Annotated in this window: 13 protein-coding genes; 9 read left to right on the top strand and 4 right to left on the bottom strand. The window is 59.3% G+C overall.

Going from position 1 to position 16,052, the window contains the following annotated elements; all coding sequences use genetic code 11:
- The first annotated feature begins 102 nt into the window (after positions 1-102).
- Together N4A58_RS16455 and N4A58_RS16450 are read left to right on the top strand one after the other, a co-directional pair.
- A complete protein-coding gene (locus N4A58_RS16455; RefSeq protein WP_293711466.1) occupies positions 103-1,128 on the top strand; it encodes a YeiH family protein in 1,026 nt (341 codons plus the stop codon).
- A gap of 181 nt (positions 1,129-1,309) precedes the next feature.
- A complete protein-coding gene (locus N4A58_RS16450; RefSeq protein WP_293711463.1) occupies positions 1,310-2,935 on the top strand; it encodes an ABC transporter ATP-binding protein in 1,626 nt (541 codons plus the stop codon).
- 199 nt (positions 2,936-3,134) lie between these two features.
- Here the strand turns inward: N4A58_RS16450 and N4A58_RS16445 are convergent, their stop codons facing one another.
- The 4 genes from N4A58_RS16445 to N4A58_RS16430 all read right to left on the bottom strand — a co-directional run bounded on the left by N4A58_RS16445 (position 3,135) and on the right by N4A58_RS16430 (position 8,622).
- The gene (locus N4A58_RS16445; protein WP_293711460.1) at positions 3,135-6,281 is read right to left on the bottom strand and encodes an efflux RND transporter permease subunit; all 3,147 of its coding nucleotides are present in this window, start codon (positions 6,279-6,281) and stop codon (positions 3,135-3,137) included.
- A gap of 10 nt (positions 6,282-6,291) precedes the next feature.
- Positions 6,292-7,491, bottom strand: a complete 1,200-nt coding sequence (locus N4A58_RS16440; RefSeq protein WP_293711457.1) for an efflux RND transporter periplasmic adaptor subunit — start codon at positions 7,489-7,491, stop codon at positions 6,292-6,294.
- A gap of 102 nt (positions 7,492-7,593) precedes the next feature.
- On the bottom strand, positions 7,594-7,965 hold the full coding sequence (locus N4A58_RS16435) for a DoxX family protein (protein ID WP_293711455.1): 372 nt from the start codon (positions 7,963-7,965) through the stop codon (positions 7,594-7,596).
- Positions 7,966-8,019: 54 nt separating this feature from the next.
- Entirely contained in the window at positions 8,020-8,622 is a 603-nt protein-coding gene (locus N4A58_RS16430) for a superoxide dismutase (RefSeq protein ID WP_293711453.1), read from the bottom strand.
- Positions 8,623-8,710: 88 nt separating this feature from the next.
- Here N4A58_RS16430 and N4A58_RS16425 point away from each other — a divergent pair, with 88 nt between their 5' ends.
- The 7 genes from N4A58_RS16425 to N4A58_RS16395 all read left to right on the top strand — a co-directional run bounded on the left by N4A58_RS16425 (position 8,711) and on the right by N4A58_RS16395 (position 16,048).
- Entirely contained in the window at positions 8,711-9,364 is a 654-nt protein-coding gene (locus N4A58_RS16425; RefSeq protein ID WP_293711451.1) for a metalloregulator ArsR/SmtB family transcription factor, read from the top strand.
- Between the two features lie 474 nt (positions 9,365-9,838).
- A complete protein-coding gene (locus N4A58_RS16420; RefSeq protein ID WP_092464884.1) occupies positions 9,839-10,342 on the top strand; it encodes a MarR family transcriptional regulator in 504 nt (167 codons plus the stop codon).
- Complete coding sequence (locus tag N4A58_RS16415) at positions 10,339-11,040, top strand: SDR family NAD(P)-dependent oxidoreductase (protein WP_293711440.1); 702 nt, start codon at positions 10,339-10,341, stop codon at positions 11,038-11,040. The genes N4A58_RS16420 and N4A58_RS16415 overlap by 4 nt, the downstream gene beginning before the upstream one ends.
- Positions 11,040-12,371: an FAD-binding oxidoreductase gene (locus tag N4A58_RS16410; RefSeq protein WP_293711437.1), complete on the top strand. Its 1,332-nt coding sequence runs from the start codon at positions 11,040-11,042 to the stop codon at positions 12,369-12,371. The genes N4A58_RS16415 and N4A58_RS16410 overlap by 1 nt, the downstream gene beginning before the upstream one ends.
- A 101-nt stretch (positions 12,372-12,472) precedes the next feature.
- Positions 12,473-14,134, top strand: a complete 1,662-nt coding sequence (locus tag N4A58_RS16405) for a peptide ABC transporter substrate-binding protein (protein ID WP_293711435.1) — start codon at positions 12,473-12,475, stop codon at positions 14,132-14,134.
- A gap of 71 nt (positions 14,135-14,205) precedes the next feature.
- Positions 14,206-15,156: an ABC transporter permease gene (locus N4A58_RS16400; protein WP_293711432.1), complete on the top strand. Its 951-nt coding sequence runs from the start codon at positions 14,206-14,208 to the stop codon at positions 15,154-15,156.
- Between the two features lie 10 nt (positions 15,157-15,166).
- Positions 15,167-16,048 (top strand): ABC transporter permease, encoded by an 882-nt coding sequence (locus N4A58_RS16395; protein ID WP_293711429.1) that lies wholly within the window; start codon positions 15,167-15,169, stop codon positions 16,046-16,048.
- The last annotated feature ends 4 nt before the right edge of the window (positions 16,049-16,052 follow it).

Below are 16,052 nucleotides of genomic sequence, written 5' to 3'. Positions count from 1 at the left end.
GTCTCGGATGGCCTGAGGCGCACTTTTTTGACCGGTTCGCGCACAGCGGTCGACCATGACCGCCCGATGGGCGGGACCAGGGAATTCTGTCTAGGACACCTCATGAACACCCTCATTTCTGCCCTGACCAACCCGCGCGACGCCCTCGCGCAGGGCAAGCTGCTTGGGCCCGGTGTGGCACTGACGGTCGTGCTGGCGATGGCTGCGCAGTTCCTGTCGAACCATTACGGCGCACCCGTCATGCTGATGGCGATCCTGCTCGGCATCCCGTTCCATTTCCTGTCAGAGCATGAAACCACTGGACCGGGGATCAGCTATGCGGCCAAGGGGCTTTTGCGGATCGGTGTCGCGCTCCTTGGGCTGCGGGTCTCGCTAGACATGGTGCGGCAGATCGGATGGAGCTTTGTTCTGGTGATCGCGCTATGTATTGCCGTTGTAATCCTAGCCTCCGTATTCCTTTCGCGCGTCGTGGGCAAAGACCGCGCGTTTGGCTTTCTCACTGGGGGCTCCGTCGCGATCTGCGGGGCCTCTGCCGCGATGGCCATCTCGTCGATCCTACCCCTGCGCGACACAGCAGAGCGGGATTTGTCCTTTACCGTGATTTCGGTGACGGCCTTTTCTACTCTGGCGATGATCCTCTATCCAATCGTTGCGGACGCGTTCGGGCTGAACGCGCACGAAGCCGGACTTTTCCTTGGCGGGACAATTCATGATGTCGCCCAAGTTGTCGGGGCAGGCTATTCCGTATCGGACGAAACCGGAGACATCGCGACTGTGGTGAAGTTGATCCGCGTGACGATGCTGGCCCCCGTTGTGCTGATCGGTGCACTTATGATGCGGCGCCACGCGCCAACTGGGACCAGCAGACCGCCCTTGCTGCCGGGCTTTGTCGGGGCGTTCCTGATTTTGGCCGCGCTGAACTCGTTTCATCTGGTGCCAGAGGCCGTCAGTGCACCCGCCGCAACACTGTCGCGCGCCTTGCTCGTGACCGCTGTCGCCGCCGTGGGCATGAAAACCTCGCTCGCGAAACTTGCGGATGTCGGCGGGACAGCCATCGCACTTCTCGCCGTTCAAACGGCCGTTCTTGCGGGTTTGGTGTTGGCGCCCCTGCTATTCGGGTGGCTCTGATGGCAGAGCAGAGACGCATAAGGGCAGCTAATGCCTAAAAAGTCGCCAACTTCCTAAGCTTTGATCTCATCACGTAAAATTCGGGGCCGCGGCAAGTCTTTTTGCACGCCGCGCCTATGAAGCAAGGCGTCCCAACGGTTTCTCTGGTCAGGCATAATAACAACAAACGATGAGAAAACTTATGACGACCAAGCATACGGGGGCCTCCCCCGTCCTGTCCGTGCGCGACCTTTCGGTGGCGCTGCCCGGGAAACACGACCGCGCCTATGCGGTCAAAGAGATCAGCTTTGATCTCATGCAAGGCGAGATCCTTTGTATTATTGGGGAATCCGGTTCTGGCAAATCGGTGACCGCAAACACGGTAATGGGCTTGTTGCCCGATGTTATGACCATCGAAAAGGGCTCGATTGAGTTCAAAGGCCGCGAACTGCTGAACCTGTCAGAGCCCGAACTGCGCAAACTGCGCGGTCGCGCGGTTTCGATCATCTTCCAAGACCCATTGTCTGCATTGAACCCCCTGATGACGGTCGGCGACCAGATCCGCGAGGTTTTGGACGCCCACGCCATCGGCACCAAGGAGAGCCGCGCCGACAAGGTGGTCGAGATGTTGACCGAGGTCGGCCTGCCTGATCCGCTGCTCATCCAGCATCAGTATCCTTTCCGCCTGTCCGGCGGTCAACGTCAGCGCGTGATGATTGCCATGGCCTTGGCGCTGGACCCTGACATCTTGATCGCGGACGAGCCGACAACGGCGCTGGATGTGACCACGCAGGCGCAAATCCTCGACCTGATCGCCCGCATTCAGAAGCGCAAAGGCATGAGCGTCATGTTCATCACCCACGATTTCGGCGTTGTCGCCGAGATTGCGGACCGCGTGATTGTGATGGAAAAGGGCAACTTGGTAGAACAAGGCCGCGCTGCCGAGGTTCTGACAGCGCCCCAGCACCGGTACACTCAAAAGCTGATCGCTGCCGTTCCCAAAATGCGCGAAGAGGACCGCGCCCGCGAAGAGATGCGCCCCGTCGCAATGGAAGTGCGCAATCTGCACAAAACCTACCGCACCCGCAGCGGATTTCTTGGCCGTATGCGCGAGGTCAAGGCCGTGGATGACATCAGCTTTACCCTTCACCGCGGCGAGACGATTGGGATCGTCGGCGAGTCCGGCTCCGGAAAATCGTCGATGGGGAAGGTCCTGATGAAGCTGATCTCAGCCGACAGCGGCGAAATCCGCTTTCAGGGCAAGAACACGCTGGACATGGACGAAGAGAACTTCCGCCACTTGCGCCCACGCATTCAGATGATCTTTCAGGATCCCTATGCCTCGCTCAACCCGCGCTTTACCATTGGCCAAGCGCTGACCGTTGGTCCCATCGCACATAGCCTACTAACCCGCGTGGATGCCCGCAAAAAAGCCGAAGGTCTGCTGGAACTGGTCGGCTTGGACGCGTCGGCCTTTGACCGCTATCCGCACGAGTTTTCGGGCGGTCAGCGCCAGCGCGTCGGCATCGCCCGTGCGCTCATGTTTGATCCCGAAGTCATCGTCGCTGACGAAGCCGTCTCTGCACTGGACGTGTCCATCCAAGCACAGGTTTTGGAGTTGCTTGATAAAATCCGGCGTGAACGCAAATTGGCCATGATTTTCATCACCCACGATCTGCGTGTGGCGAGCCAGATCAGCGACGAAATCATCGTGATGCATCGTGGCAAGATGGTCGAATATGGACCGCCAAGCCAAATTTTCCAGCGGCCAGAACACGAATACACACGTTCGCTAGTTGCTGCGATCCCGGGTTCGGCTGCGGCCTGAGACGCAGACCGTAAGGACATATGAAAAGGGGGCGATGTGTATCGCCCCCCTTTTGCATGTCGTGCCTAGGTTCATCTTCGACCGCAGTATGCCATGCTTGGGCAGTGATCTGTCCCATTTAGCAGCGACGGCCTTAGCAGCACTCACACGACCGAAACCGCATAACAAGGCCCCCCAAGTCGCTTGGGGGGTCAATCCATCACACTTGGGATGGTTCAGCCTGCTCTGGTTCAGGGCTGCCAAGACGTTTGTGAGTGCCTGTAAGCTTCATGACGAAGACAAAGAACACTGGCGCAAAGATCACGCCTAACACGGTGGCCGAGATCATTCCGCCAACCACATTGATGCCGATCGCGTTTTGGCTCGCGGCCGAGGGACCGGTGGCGATCGCCATCGGGATGACCCCCATGGTGAACGCCAGCGAAGTCATCAGGATCGGACGGAACCGCAAGCGGCAAGCCTCGACGGTGGCGTCGATCAGGCTGTAGCCCTCGGTGATCAAGTCCTTTGCGACCTCGACGATCAGGATGGCGTTCTTGGCCGACAGCCCAACGATAGTGATCAGCCCCACGGTGAAGAACACATCATTGGACAGTCCAGTCAGCGTCACCGCCGCCACTGCCCCAATTGCTCCCATCGGCACGATCAACATCACTGACAGCGGAATTGACCAGCTGCCGTAGAGGCCCGCAAGAAAGAGGAAGACAAAGAGCACCGACAGGCCGATCAGTATCGGCGCTTGGCTACCACTCTCGATCTCTTGCAGCGACTGCCCAGTCCATTGATAGCCAAAGCCCGGCGGTAGGTCTTCGGCAATACGCTGCATCTCGGCCAGAGCCTCGCCCGAGGAATAACCCGGCGCAGCTTCGCCGTTGATGCGGATCGACGGATATCCGTTGTAACCGACGATCTGAGACGGGCCGAACCCCCATTCAGCGGTGGCAAAGGAGGACAGCGGCACCATTCCACCCTGTACGTTGCGAACGTTGAGCTTTAGCACCTCTTCGATGTTGCTGCGCGCCTTGGCCTCGGCCTGAACGATCACGCTCTGCATCTTGCCATTGTTCGGGAAGTCGTTGACGTAACCTGATCCCAGTGCGACCGAGATGGTTCGATTGATTTCACCAAAGGTGACGCCAAAGGCATTCGCCTTTTCTCGGTCTACGTCGAGACGCAGCTGCGGCCCCGGTTGAAGCCCTTCGATATACATCTGACCGAGGATCGGACTTTCCGCGCCCGCGCCCATGATCTGCCCCGCTGCCTGTTGCAGCGCCGCGTTGCCCAGATTAGCGCGGTCCTGAAGCCGGAAGCTGAATCCGGAACCTGTGCCGAGTCCCTGGATCGGGGGCGGAGAAATCGCGAAGGCAAAGGTGTCGCGGATCGAGAAGAGCATACCTGACAACCGTCCCGCCAAAGAGGCAGCACTCAGTTCCGGACTTTCGCGCTCGGCCCAATCCTCCAGCGTGACAAAGCTGACAGCAGAATTCGGACCCTGACCAGAGAACGAGAACCCTTGGATCGTCACCACGTCGGCCACACCCTCGGTCCCCAATGCAAAGGCTTCGGCCTGTTTGGTGACTTCGCGCATCCGGAAGGATGTCGCCTCGGGCGGAGACTGCATTGAGGCGATCAGGTAACCTTGGTCCTCTTGCGGCAAGAAAGCCGCGGGGATCTGCACATAGACATATCCAAGCCCCGCAACCAGCGCGGCATAGATCACCATCATCCGCCCAGAGCGGCGTACCATGCTGCGGACGCCTCCGGCGTATCCCTTTGAAGCGCGGTCAAAGTTGCGGTTGAACCACCCCGCCGGGCCCCTGCGGGCATGGCCGTGGCCCTTGGGGATCGGCTTCAAAAATGTCGCGCAGAGCGCTGGGGTCAGCGAGAGCGCAAGGAATGCCGAGAAGAAAATCGAAACCACCATGGTCAGCGAGAACTGCTGGTAGATGATGCCAACCGATCCGGGAAAGAAGGCCAGCGGGATGAACACCGCCATCAGTGCCAGCGTGATGCCGACGATGGCGCCAGAAATCTGGCCCATGGCTTTCTTCGACGCGTCGCGGGGCGATAAGCCCTCTTCGGACATGATACGCTCGACGTTCTCGACCACAACAATGGCGTCGTCGACGAGAATACCAATGGCCAAAATCATCGCGAACATGGTCAGCACGTTGATCGAGAAGCCCGCCCCCAGCATCACCGCCAATGTACCCGCCAGTGCGATTGGAACGACCAACATCGGAATAAGGGTGTAGCGCAAGTTCTGTAGGAAGATGAGCATTACCACGAAGACCAGAGCCACCGCTTCGAGTAGGGTGTGCACAACCTTTTCGATGGAGGCCGACACAAAGGGCGTGGTGTCATAGGGAATGGACGCTTCGACCCCCGCAGGGAAACCCGCCGAAAGCTCGTCCAACAAGGTTCGAACCCCTTCGGCCGTCTCGAGCGCATTGCCAGTGGGCGACAGTTGAATGCCGATCTGTGCGGCTTCTTCGCCGTTCAAATAGGCTTTGAAGGAGTAGAACTCGGCGTCCATCTCGATGCGCGCTACGTCAGAAAGACGCACGATAGAGCCATCTTCGCCAGCGCGCAGGACGATCTGACCAAACTCTGCAGGGGTGCGCAATTGGCCAGTGACCTGAAGCGTCGCTTGGGTCTGTTGGCCCTCGGGCGCGGGATCGACACCAATAGCTCCTGCCGCAACCTGCGCGTTTTGCTCGGCAATCGCAGCCGTGATGTCAGTCACAGACAGATCTAGGCCCACAAGCTTGGCTGGATCGATCCAAACCCGCATCGCACGCTCCGCAGAAAAGAGCTGCGCTTTGCCGACACCATCGACCCGTCGGATCTCATTCAAGACAAAACGTGTTGCGTAATCCGCGAGCCCGACGGAGTCATACCCCGACCCCGGAGCTGCAGCGAGCGAGACGAACATCAGGTAGCTGCTGCCTGCCTCTTCGACCAGAAGCCCTTGTTGTTGCACCTGAGCGGGCAGGGCAGACTCCACGCGGCGCAATCTGTTTTGCGTGTCCACGACGGCCTGTGAAATACTGCTGCCAGACACAAAGGTGACTGTGATCGTCACCGCGCCCGTCGCCTCTGACGTGGACTCAAAGTAGAGCAGGTTTGGAATGCCGTTCAGCTCTTCTTCGATGGGTCGTGTAACCTGTTGATAGAGGTCCTCGGGCGAGGCTCCGGCAAAACGGGTTGAAATGGTGACCTGCGGCGGCGCGACATCAGGATATTGCGCAACGGGTAGCGACGGCAAGGAGAGCACCCCAGCCAGCGAAATGAAGATTGCGATCACCCACGCCAAAACAGGGTTGTCGATAAAGAAACGTGCCATCTATCGCGCCTCAGTTCGTGCCAGCGGGCGCGTCAATGGCGCGGGCACATGTTTCCGAAGGCGTGGTCTCATCCGCGGCGGGATCGCTCCAGCACACTGGCGTCACCGGCGCACCAGGTCCGATTTTCTGGAAGCCGTCGACAATGACGATGTCCCCAGGAGCTAAACCTTCTTCGATAATCAGGGTGTTGTCATCATTGGCTCGCCCCTCTGTAACGGGGCGCGGCGCGACAGTGCCGTCCTGTACCAGCATCAGCTGCGCCTGCCCCGACGCATCGCGGCGCAACGCCTGCGCGGGCACGACCAGCGCGGCCTCTCGCACTGCCTGCGCGACGCGCACACGAACATACATTCCGGGCAATAGAACGCCTTCCGGGTTCGGCACTTCGGCCCGTAAGGTCACCTGACCGCTAGACCGATCAACCGATGCCTCGGCAAAGAGTAGCTTTCCGGGATGAGGGTAGAGTGAACCATCATCGAGATACAGTTGCACCTCGGCAGCACCCGGAGCCAGTTCCGTGATCTCTCCTGCTTCCATCGCGCGACGCAAACGCAAGAGCTCCGAGACCGGCTGTTGCATGTCCGCATAAACCGTATCGAGTGCTTGGATCGTGGTCATGACCTCTCCTTGCGCGCTCACAAGTGCACCTTCTGTGGTCAGCGCGCGTCCGGTGCGACCGGCGATGGGGGCGCGAACGGCAGCATAACCAAGGTTGATCTCAGCAGCACGCAACTGGGCTTGTGCTTCGGCCAGCGCGGCGTTGGCCTGAAGCACGGCGGTCTCTGCGCTGTCCAGATCGGCACGGCTTGCGACATTCCGTGAGCGCAGGGATGCCAGCCGCGTCTCGGTCTGGCGGGCGTCGGCCAGCCCTGCCTCGGCCCGAGCAACAGTGGCACGTGCGGCATCGACAGCAACCTCGTAGGGCAGGGGATCTAATTCATATAGAACATCCCCCGCCTCGACAGTGCTCCCTTGGGTAAAGACACGCCGCTCAACAATTCCGCCGATGCGAGGCCGGACCTCAGCGACGCGTGTTGGGCTGATACGTCCGGGCAGCTCTTGGGCAACCTCGACGCGCTGCGGCTCGGCGATAACGACGCCGACAGAGGGCGGAGGATACCCCTGAGCACTGGCTGCAACAGGAAAGAGCGCGAGGAAAGACAAAACAGGTAGAGCGGCGCGGCGTTTGCGCCAAAGGGTCGGAAACATAGTAAAACTCCGGAGGAGGGGCCGCCGTTCGGCCCCCCGGGGGTCGAAGGGTGCCTGCGAGGCCATCGCTGGCGGGGAGGATTGTCAGAAAAGCAAGGGGCGTCAGCCGCCCGGGCGAAAGCCAGTAGAGAGCCGGTTCGCGCGCCATATCATGGCAGTCAGTAGCGATAGCGACATCACGATCAGCGGGGGCACTGCGTAACCAAATTCGCCGTGCAACAAAACCGTCAACGCCGCAGCGCCCATGAGCGCTGCGCCTAGCAGTCCACCAAGAAAGCGCGTGCGCCGCAGCAGGATGAGCAGTGCGGCCGACCATTCAAGCAGCCCAGTCACTAGATGAAAGCCCGCCGGATAGCCCCAGCGCGCGTAATCGGCCAATATCTCTGGCGAGGCAAAAACATTAAGCGTACCGCCAAGCAGAAAGAACGCAGCAAGCAACCACGTGATCAACGCCCGCCAAGGAAGAGATTTCATAGGCGTCTCCTATTGCGTGGAGCTGGCCCCCGAGATGGGGCCAGCCCACCAACGTTAGGCCAGATTGGATTCAGCGAATTCGTAGTTCGCGAGGTTGTCGAGGAAGTTGCTCACGTAGTCGGGCCGGCGGTTGCGGAAGTCGACGTAGTAGCTGTGCTCCCACACATCGAGGCCCAAAAGCGCAGTGCCTTCGCCGGTTGCCAAGGGGTTCACGCCATTCGCGGTCTTGGTCACGCCGAGGCTACCGTCTGCGTTTTGAACGAGCCAAGCCCAACCGGAGCCAAACTGTGTGGTCGCAGCGGTTTTAAAAGCTGCCTTGAAATCATCGACCGATCCAAATGACTCGACCAGCTTCGCCTCGAGCGCACTGGGGATGCCGCCACCGGTCGGGGACAGAGCATTCCAGAAATGGATGTGGTTCCAGTGCTGACCGGCTTGGTTGAAAACGCCTGCCAGCGCATCGTCCGCATAGCTCAGCGCAATGATCTCCTCGAGCGATTTGCCCTGCAATTCTACATTCTTTTCCACAAAACCGTTCAGCGCGGTGACGTATGCCTGATGGTGCTTGTCATGGTGCAATTCGAGCGTTTCTTGGCTCATTCCGCGCTCGGCGAGGGCGGCGTGAGAATAATTCAGCGCGGGAAGTTCAAAAGTCATTCGAGGCTCCTATGGACGCGACGCTTGCGTGATGGCGCGCGCTTGGTTATTTAAACAAGTAATGACTTTGAAAAACATTGAGGCGAATATGTCAAGCAATGACTTGGAAAAAGAAACGTGGTCGCCACGGGCTCCGTCCGAGCGGTTGCTGATGACGCTGAAAATGCAGGGCCCCCAAACCTCGGCAGAAATAGGCCGGAGGCATCGCATTACCGGAGAGGCGGCGCGCCAGCAGTTGATGAAGCTGCACGATGACGGGCTAGTAGAAGAAGAGCGCCGCAGTGCAGGACGGGGACGGCCCGCGACCTACTGGCACCTGACCGACAAGGCCCAAGCGCGCTTTCCCGACACCCACGCGGATCTGACCGTCGATATCCTGCGCAGTATTTCTGAAGTACTCGGCCCAGACGCCTTGGACCGCGTCATCAAAGAGCGAGAAGCAACCACGCTTGCGCGGTACCGACAGTCGCTGTCCGAATGCAGGACCACCCGAGAGCGATTAGAAAAACTCGCAGAGTTGCGCACCGCCGAAGGCTACATGGCAGAAGTTGTCGAAGAGGACGGCAACCTTCGCCTCATCGAGAACCACTGCCCGATCTGTGCAGCAGCCGCGTTCTGCCAAGGCTTCTGCCGCGCCGAGAAAGCCGTATTCCAAAACGCGCTCGGGCCGGATGTTGAGATCCAGCGTGACGAACACATCGTTGGCGGCGGTCGCCGCTGCACCTATCTTGTCCGCGAGTAGTATTCGTTTCCTCGTATCGACAACCTATAAAGCCCCGACACCGAGACCCTGTTTCTCTACCACTGCCGCCATGTTTGGCGCGCAAGCCGCTATGTAGTTTTCTGCCATTAGGCTAGGAGGGAGCATGCCTGAGTGGCCGCCACGCATGTACTGGCGGGGCCCGCGCTCAGTTCTCGCACAAACAACGGCTGACGCGCTCAGCTTACTGCAGTGCGGCCGGCGTTCTGAGCATACTTGGGTGCAAGTGCACGTAGCGGACGATACGTCAGCGCAAGAGCTATGCGGGGGCATGATATGGTCGCCCACATGGCCAAAGCCCCAAGACAAACATTCCCCATGAGCTGTCAGCGCCCAGACTGCCGAAAAATCGAGCATTGATTGTGTTTTACAATTATCTAGTTGTGAAACACAATCTTTTTGTTGCGCCGCATCCAATCCAACCAAAAGATGAATCTAAGACAACAGAGAGACACCATGACCAAACCACCAACCCCCTCAGAAAACGAGGCACAGCCCTTTACCGTCGCGGGCCTGCGCATGGACGTTCTGGAGGGCGCCTTCAGTTGGTACATCCGCGCAATTGATGCAGTCGTCTCTCGCGATCTGGATCAACGCACCGCTCATCTCGACGTGGCCAAAGGCAAGGGCAAGATTACAGCCTTGCTTTTGGTCGATGGGCATCCGGGAATCCGCCCCTCTCAGATCGCAGAAGTCCTGATGCGCGACCGGCCAGCAACGGGCAGGATCATCGACCATCTGGTCAAAGCCGGTGACATACGTCGCGAGAGCGATGCCGAGGATCAGCGCGCACAAGCCCTGTACATCACAGACAAAGGCAGCGCTTTGGCCCAAGAGGTCCGCGACATCATCCGCGAGCAACAGGATGATTTCTTTGACTTTATCCCCCCCGAGGATCGCGATGAATTTATGCGGATGCTTCAGAGGGCGTATATCAACATGAGGAACAAACTGAAATGAGCCGCAAGGTTGCCCTGATTTCCGGTGCCAGTCGCGGCATCGGCGCAGCGACAGCGCAGAGCCTATTCAATGCAGGATGGGCCGTGTCTCTGGGAATGCGCCAACCGGTCATGCCGGAATGGGCTGAAACCGACACAGATCGCGTCCACTTGTTCCCTTATGATGCGACCGACAAGAACGCAGCAGACAACTGGGCCAAGGCTGCATCAGGTCAGTTCGGCCAGATCGACGCGCTGATTGCGAGCGCCGGAATTATGATCCCCAAAACGCCGATCGAGATTAGCGACGCAGAAATGACCGAAATGCTCGAGATCAACGTGCACGCTCCGCGCCGTTTGGCAGCCGCGTGTTGGGAAGCGCTCGGCGCGTCGGGTCGCGGGCGCATTATTCTGCTCGCCTCTCTGTCCGGCAAACGGGTGAAATCTGCGATGGCCGGCTCTTATTCGATGTCGAAATTCGCTGTGGTCGGGTTGTCTCATGCCTTGCGCCAAGCGGGCTTTGATCAGGGCATCCGATGCACGGCTGTCTGTCCGGGATTTGTCGCGACCGATATGGCGGCGTCGATATCCGACCGCGCGGCCAACACCATGACCCAGCCAGAGGATCTGGCCCGCGTCATTCACATGCTGATCGACCTGCCCAACGAGGCCAGCGTCGCCGAATTCGCCGTAAATTGCCAGTTGGAGGAGCGTTACTAATGCCCGGCCCCTTTGTAGTACCTGTTCACGGCGATGTTGATCTGCCGAAACAAGTCGACGTGGTTGTCATAGGCGGCGGCATCATTGGTTGCTCGACCGCGCTCGAAATGGCCGAAAAGGGCCTGAAAGTCGCCCTCTGCGAAAAAGGTGGCATCGGTCACGAGCAGTCCAGCCGCAATTGGGGCTGGGTCCGGATCACCCGCCGCGACCCACGCGAAATCGCCTTGATGGCCGAGGCACTGCGCATCTGGCCCACGCTTGCCGAGCGCACGGGCCGCGATTTGGGCTACAAACGTTCCGGCATCGCCTTTGCCTGCGGCACGGCAAAAGATTACGCCGAGCACGAGCGCTGGCTCGAACACCTCAAGGACTACCAGTTCGACAGCAAAATGCTGTCCCGCGAAGAATTCGAAGCCATGACGCCGGGCTTCAACTTGCCCATCGAGGGCGCGCTCTACACCTCCGCCGACGGGCGGGCAGAGCCGCAAAAGGCCGCGCCTGCGATCGCCGAAGCTGCTCGTGATCGCGGCGCCCACGTGCTGACCGAATGCGCGGTACGCGGGATCGAGACCAAGGGCGGTGCGGTCTGCAGCGTGGTTACCGAACGTGGCGAGATTAAATGCGAACAGGTCGTTCTAGCGGGCGGCGCATGGTCCAGTTTGTTTGCACGGAACACCGGCCTGCGCCTGCCGCAACTGAAAGTGAAAAACTCGGTCATCCGCACCAAGCCACTAGAGGGCGGACCCGAACACGCCATCTGGTACGACGGCTTCGCTGTCCGCAAACGTCAGGATGGCGGCTACACCATCGCGGATGGCTTTCGGAATATCGTCGATATCGTCCCCGACAATTTCCGTTACATGATGGACTTTTTGCCAGCTTTGGGCGTGCAGTGGAAAGCGCTCATGCTGCGCTTTGGTGGGCGCTTTTACGACGAGGCGCGGCTGCCAAACAAATGGTCCCTGAACGAGGCCAGCCCCTTTGAATATAACCGCGTTCTGGACCCCAAACCCGCGTTTTCATTACAGGACCAAGCGCTTGCCAACCTGCGCAAAGCGTTTCCCGTCTTCGAAAAGGCCGAGATCGCGCAGCGGTGGGCAGGGGCGATTGACGTGACCCCCGATGCGATCCCCGTGATCTCTGGCGTCGATGACATTCCGGGCTTTTACATCGCAACTGGTTTCTCCGGCCACGGCTTTGGTATCGGCCCCGCGGCTGGCCGCCTCATGTCTGATCTGGTGCGCGGTGCGACCCCCTTGGTCGACCCGACGGCCTTCCGCTTCTCCCGTTTCTCCGACGGCTCGAAGATCGAGATCATCAGCGGCTTTTGACCCCTTTCGCGCGGCACTGGTGTGCCCGCGTCCCAGAGAACGTGCGCTCTGCGCCGGCGGCGTTCTCTCCTCCTCCTTTTGTGCGCAACAGGGAAATCAAGATGACTGACGAGAAGAAAAATTCCGCACATCTCAATCGCCGTCAGGCGCTGATGATGATGGGGGCTGCTGGTGCGGCCTTGATGACGCCTATGGCAATTGGTCGTGACAAGGCCTTTGCCGCAAACGCAGATGCGACCGGACAGCTGGTTCTGGCATTTTCCCAAGAGCCGACCGTCTTCAACCCGTTGATGCCTCACATCGAAGTGGACGAAGGCCTGTATTACGCGGTCTACGACACGCTGTTTGACTTTGATCCCGATGGCGAATTCTTTCCCATTCTTGCCGCCGAAGTCCCCACAGTTGCCAATGGCGGTATTTCGGCGGACGGTCTGAACTGGACGCTGAAGCTCAAGGAGGGTGTCACTTGGCATGACGGTACGCCCTTTACGGCCGAGGATGTAAAATTTTCGCTCGAATTGACCGTAGACCCCGATTTCCGCTCGTTCCGCTCGACCGGCTATAAGCTGATGCAGGACATCACCGTCGTTTCGGACACCGAACTGACATGGACCATGAGCGAACCCTTCGCCCCCATGGCGGCCATTCTGGCGTCGACCTACATCGTGCCCAAGCACGTGTTCGACGGGGTTGAGGACAAGAACGCCACCATCCTGAACACCGCGCCGATCGGAACCGGTCCGTTCAAGTTCAAAAACCGCATGGCGGGCGATCACATCGAGCTGGAAGCAAACGCCGACTACCACATGGATGGCCCGTTCCTGAAGACGCTGATCATCAAATACGTGCCTGACCTGAACGTTATGTACACCCAGTTTAAATCCGGCGACATTGACGTCATTGGCCTGCAGTACATCACCCCCGATCATTTGGCCGAAGCCGAAGGACTAGAAGGCAAAGAGGTCACAGTCGCTGGCACCGCGACCTTTGAATCCATCGGCCTGAACATGACCCGCCCGCAGTTTCAGGACAAAGCCGTGCGTCAGGCGCTGTATCTGGCGATCGACAAAACCTCGATCATCGACGCGCTCTATTACGGCGTGCCCACCCCGACCGAGACCTACATGCCCCAGCAGTCGTTCTACTATAACGACAGCCTGCCCAAGCACGAGTTCAACATCGAAAAAGCAAACGCGATGCTGGACGAAGCGGGCTGGGAAAAGGGTTCGGACGGCATCCGCGCCAAGGACGGCGTTCGCCTGTCCTTCTCGAACTCGACCACCGCTGGCAACCACCTGCGGGAACAGGCACAGCAGTTCATCCAGCAGACCTTTGCGATGATCGGCGTTGAAATGACGATCAAGAACTTCCCACCCGCGGTCATGTGGGGTGACTACTGGATGAATTCCGAGTTCGACACAGTGGTCGTTGGCCTGAACACGCTGGCTGGCGCGGACCCTGACACCTCGGACTATTTCATGTCCACCATGTCGCCCGCGCTGGGTGGGTCGGGGCAGAACACCTTTGCCTACCAGAACCCAAAGGTCGACGAACTGCTGACCGCCGGTGCACAAAACTTCGTCCCCGAAGAGCGCAAAGCGATCTACGAAGAAATGCAGGCTGTAATCCGCGAAGACCTGCCTTTCCTTCCGATGTTCCAATACGCGGTGGTCAAAGGCTGGAAAGACGACGTGACCGGCCCAACCCCCAACGTGAACAACCGGATCGACTCGTGGAACGTGCGCGACTGGAAACGCACCTAAGCGATCGTTCATGGGTCAGCCGCCTCTTGCGCGGCTGACCACCTAGACCTTGCGTACATTAAGGGGACGTCATGGCCCGCTATCTTCTGTCACGGCTCGGACAGAGCCTTATCCTATTGTTTATTGTGTCCTTTATCGGGTTTGCGGTTCTGACGCTGGCCCCCGGTGGCCCCTTGTCGCAATTCGCGCTCAGTCCGGGCATGACACAAGAACAGATCGACAAGATCGCGAGCCAAATGGGTCTGGATCGCCCTGTCGTCGTCCAATACTTTGACTGGCTCAGCCATCTGCTGATAGGCGATTGGGGCACGTCCTATCGCGACGGCCAGTCGGTGCTGCATGTGATCGGCAGCCACCTGTTTGCGACCCTGCTCTTGATGGGCACGGCGACCGTGATTTCCGTCACCCTTGGCAGCAGCATCGGCATCTATAGTGCCCTGCGCCGGGGCGGAGCGTTCGACTATACCATGACGGTTTTTGCGATGGTTGCGCTGTCGATCCCGACGTTCTGGTTCGGTCTGATCGCGATCTACATCTTTTCCCTGAACCTAGGCTGGCTGCCCGCAGGCAACATGTACACCGTCGGCGATGGGTCGGTTCTGGACTACATCAGCCACCTCATCATGCCCGCCACCGTTCTGGCGCTCGTCGATGTGGCAATCTGGAGCCGCTACATGCGGACCTCGACCCTGAACGTGGTGAACCAAGATTTCGTCCGCACCGCCAAAGCCAAAGGGCTGACCGGTCGCCGTGTCCTCTTCAAGCACATCGTCGGCAACTCGCTGGTTCCGATGATCACACTGGCTGGCCTGCAACTGCCGATGGTCCTTGGCGGTGCGCTGGTGACGGAAACCGTGTTCACGTGGCCCGGCATGGGGCGGCTGTTCCTCGATAGCCTTGGTTATTCGGATTACCCCGTGGTCATGGGGCTCTTGATGGCCTCTGCCATGCTGGTTCTGGTCGGCAACCTGCTGGCTGACATCACTGTTGCGCTCATCGATCCGCGCATCCGTCTTGATTGAGGAGCTGCCCATGACAACCCTTTCTACCAACTCTGACGAACGCAAACCCTTGATCAAATCGCGCGCCCTGCGCCGGTTCCTGAGCCACAAGTTGGCCCTGATTGGCACGGTCATGGTGCTGACGTTAACTTTTGCCTGTTTCGTCGGCCCATACCTGCTGCCCTACGACGAACTCTACATCGACCTGATGTCGCGCTTTGCCCCGCCGGGTACGAACGGTCACTTGTTTGGTACAGACCCGTTGGGTCGTGATATTGCAGCGCGCCTGTTCCATGCGGGGCAGATTTCCATGGCGGTCGGGTTCGCCGTGATGATCATTGCGACGTGCATCGGATCTGTGATCGGCGTGATCTCGGGATACTACGGCGGTGCTGTGTCTGCCGTACTGATGCGCGTCGTCGATGCCTTTCTTTCATTTCCGTCGGTCTTCCTGCTGCTGGCGCTGGCAGCGTTCATCCAGCCCGGCCCTGTGATGATCGCACTGATTATCTCTGCCACCAGCTGGATGGAAGTCGCCCGCATCGTCGAAGCCGAAGTCAAATCCCTGCGCAATCAGGACTTTGTCCAAGCCGCCCACATGCTGGGGCTGTCCAACCGCTGGATCATGTTCCGCGAGCTGCTACCCAATGCCATTGGCCCCATCATCGTCGCCGCGACCCTGACAGTGGCCCGCGCGATCCTGCTAGAAGCGTACATCTCTTTCCTTGGCTATGGCATCCAGCCGCCGCTTCCCAGCTGGGGCAACATGCTGAACGGCGCACAGCAGTATCTGGCCACTGCACCTTGGCTGGCCATCGTACCGGGTGTTGCCATCACGATCGCGGTCGCTGGCTTCAACTTCATCGGGGACGGCCTACGCGACGCCTTTGACAGCCGCAGTGATTTGGGCTGAGCCA

Origin of the sequence: Donghicola sp. (assembly GCF_025210255.1) — a bacterium.
GTDB lineage: Bacteria > Pseudomonadota > Alphaproteobacteria > Rhodobacterales > Rhodobacteraceae > Donghicola > Donghicola eburneus.
This window is presented reverse-complemented; position numbering and strand designations above follow the sequence as displayed.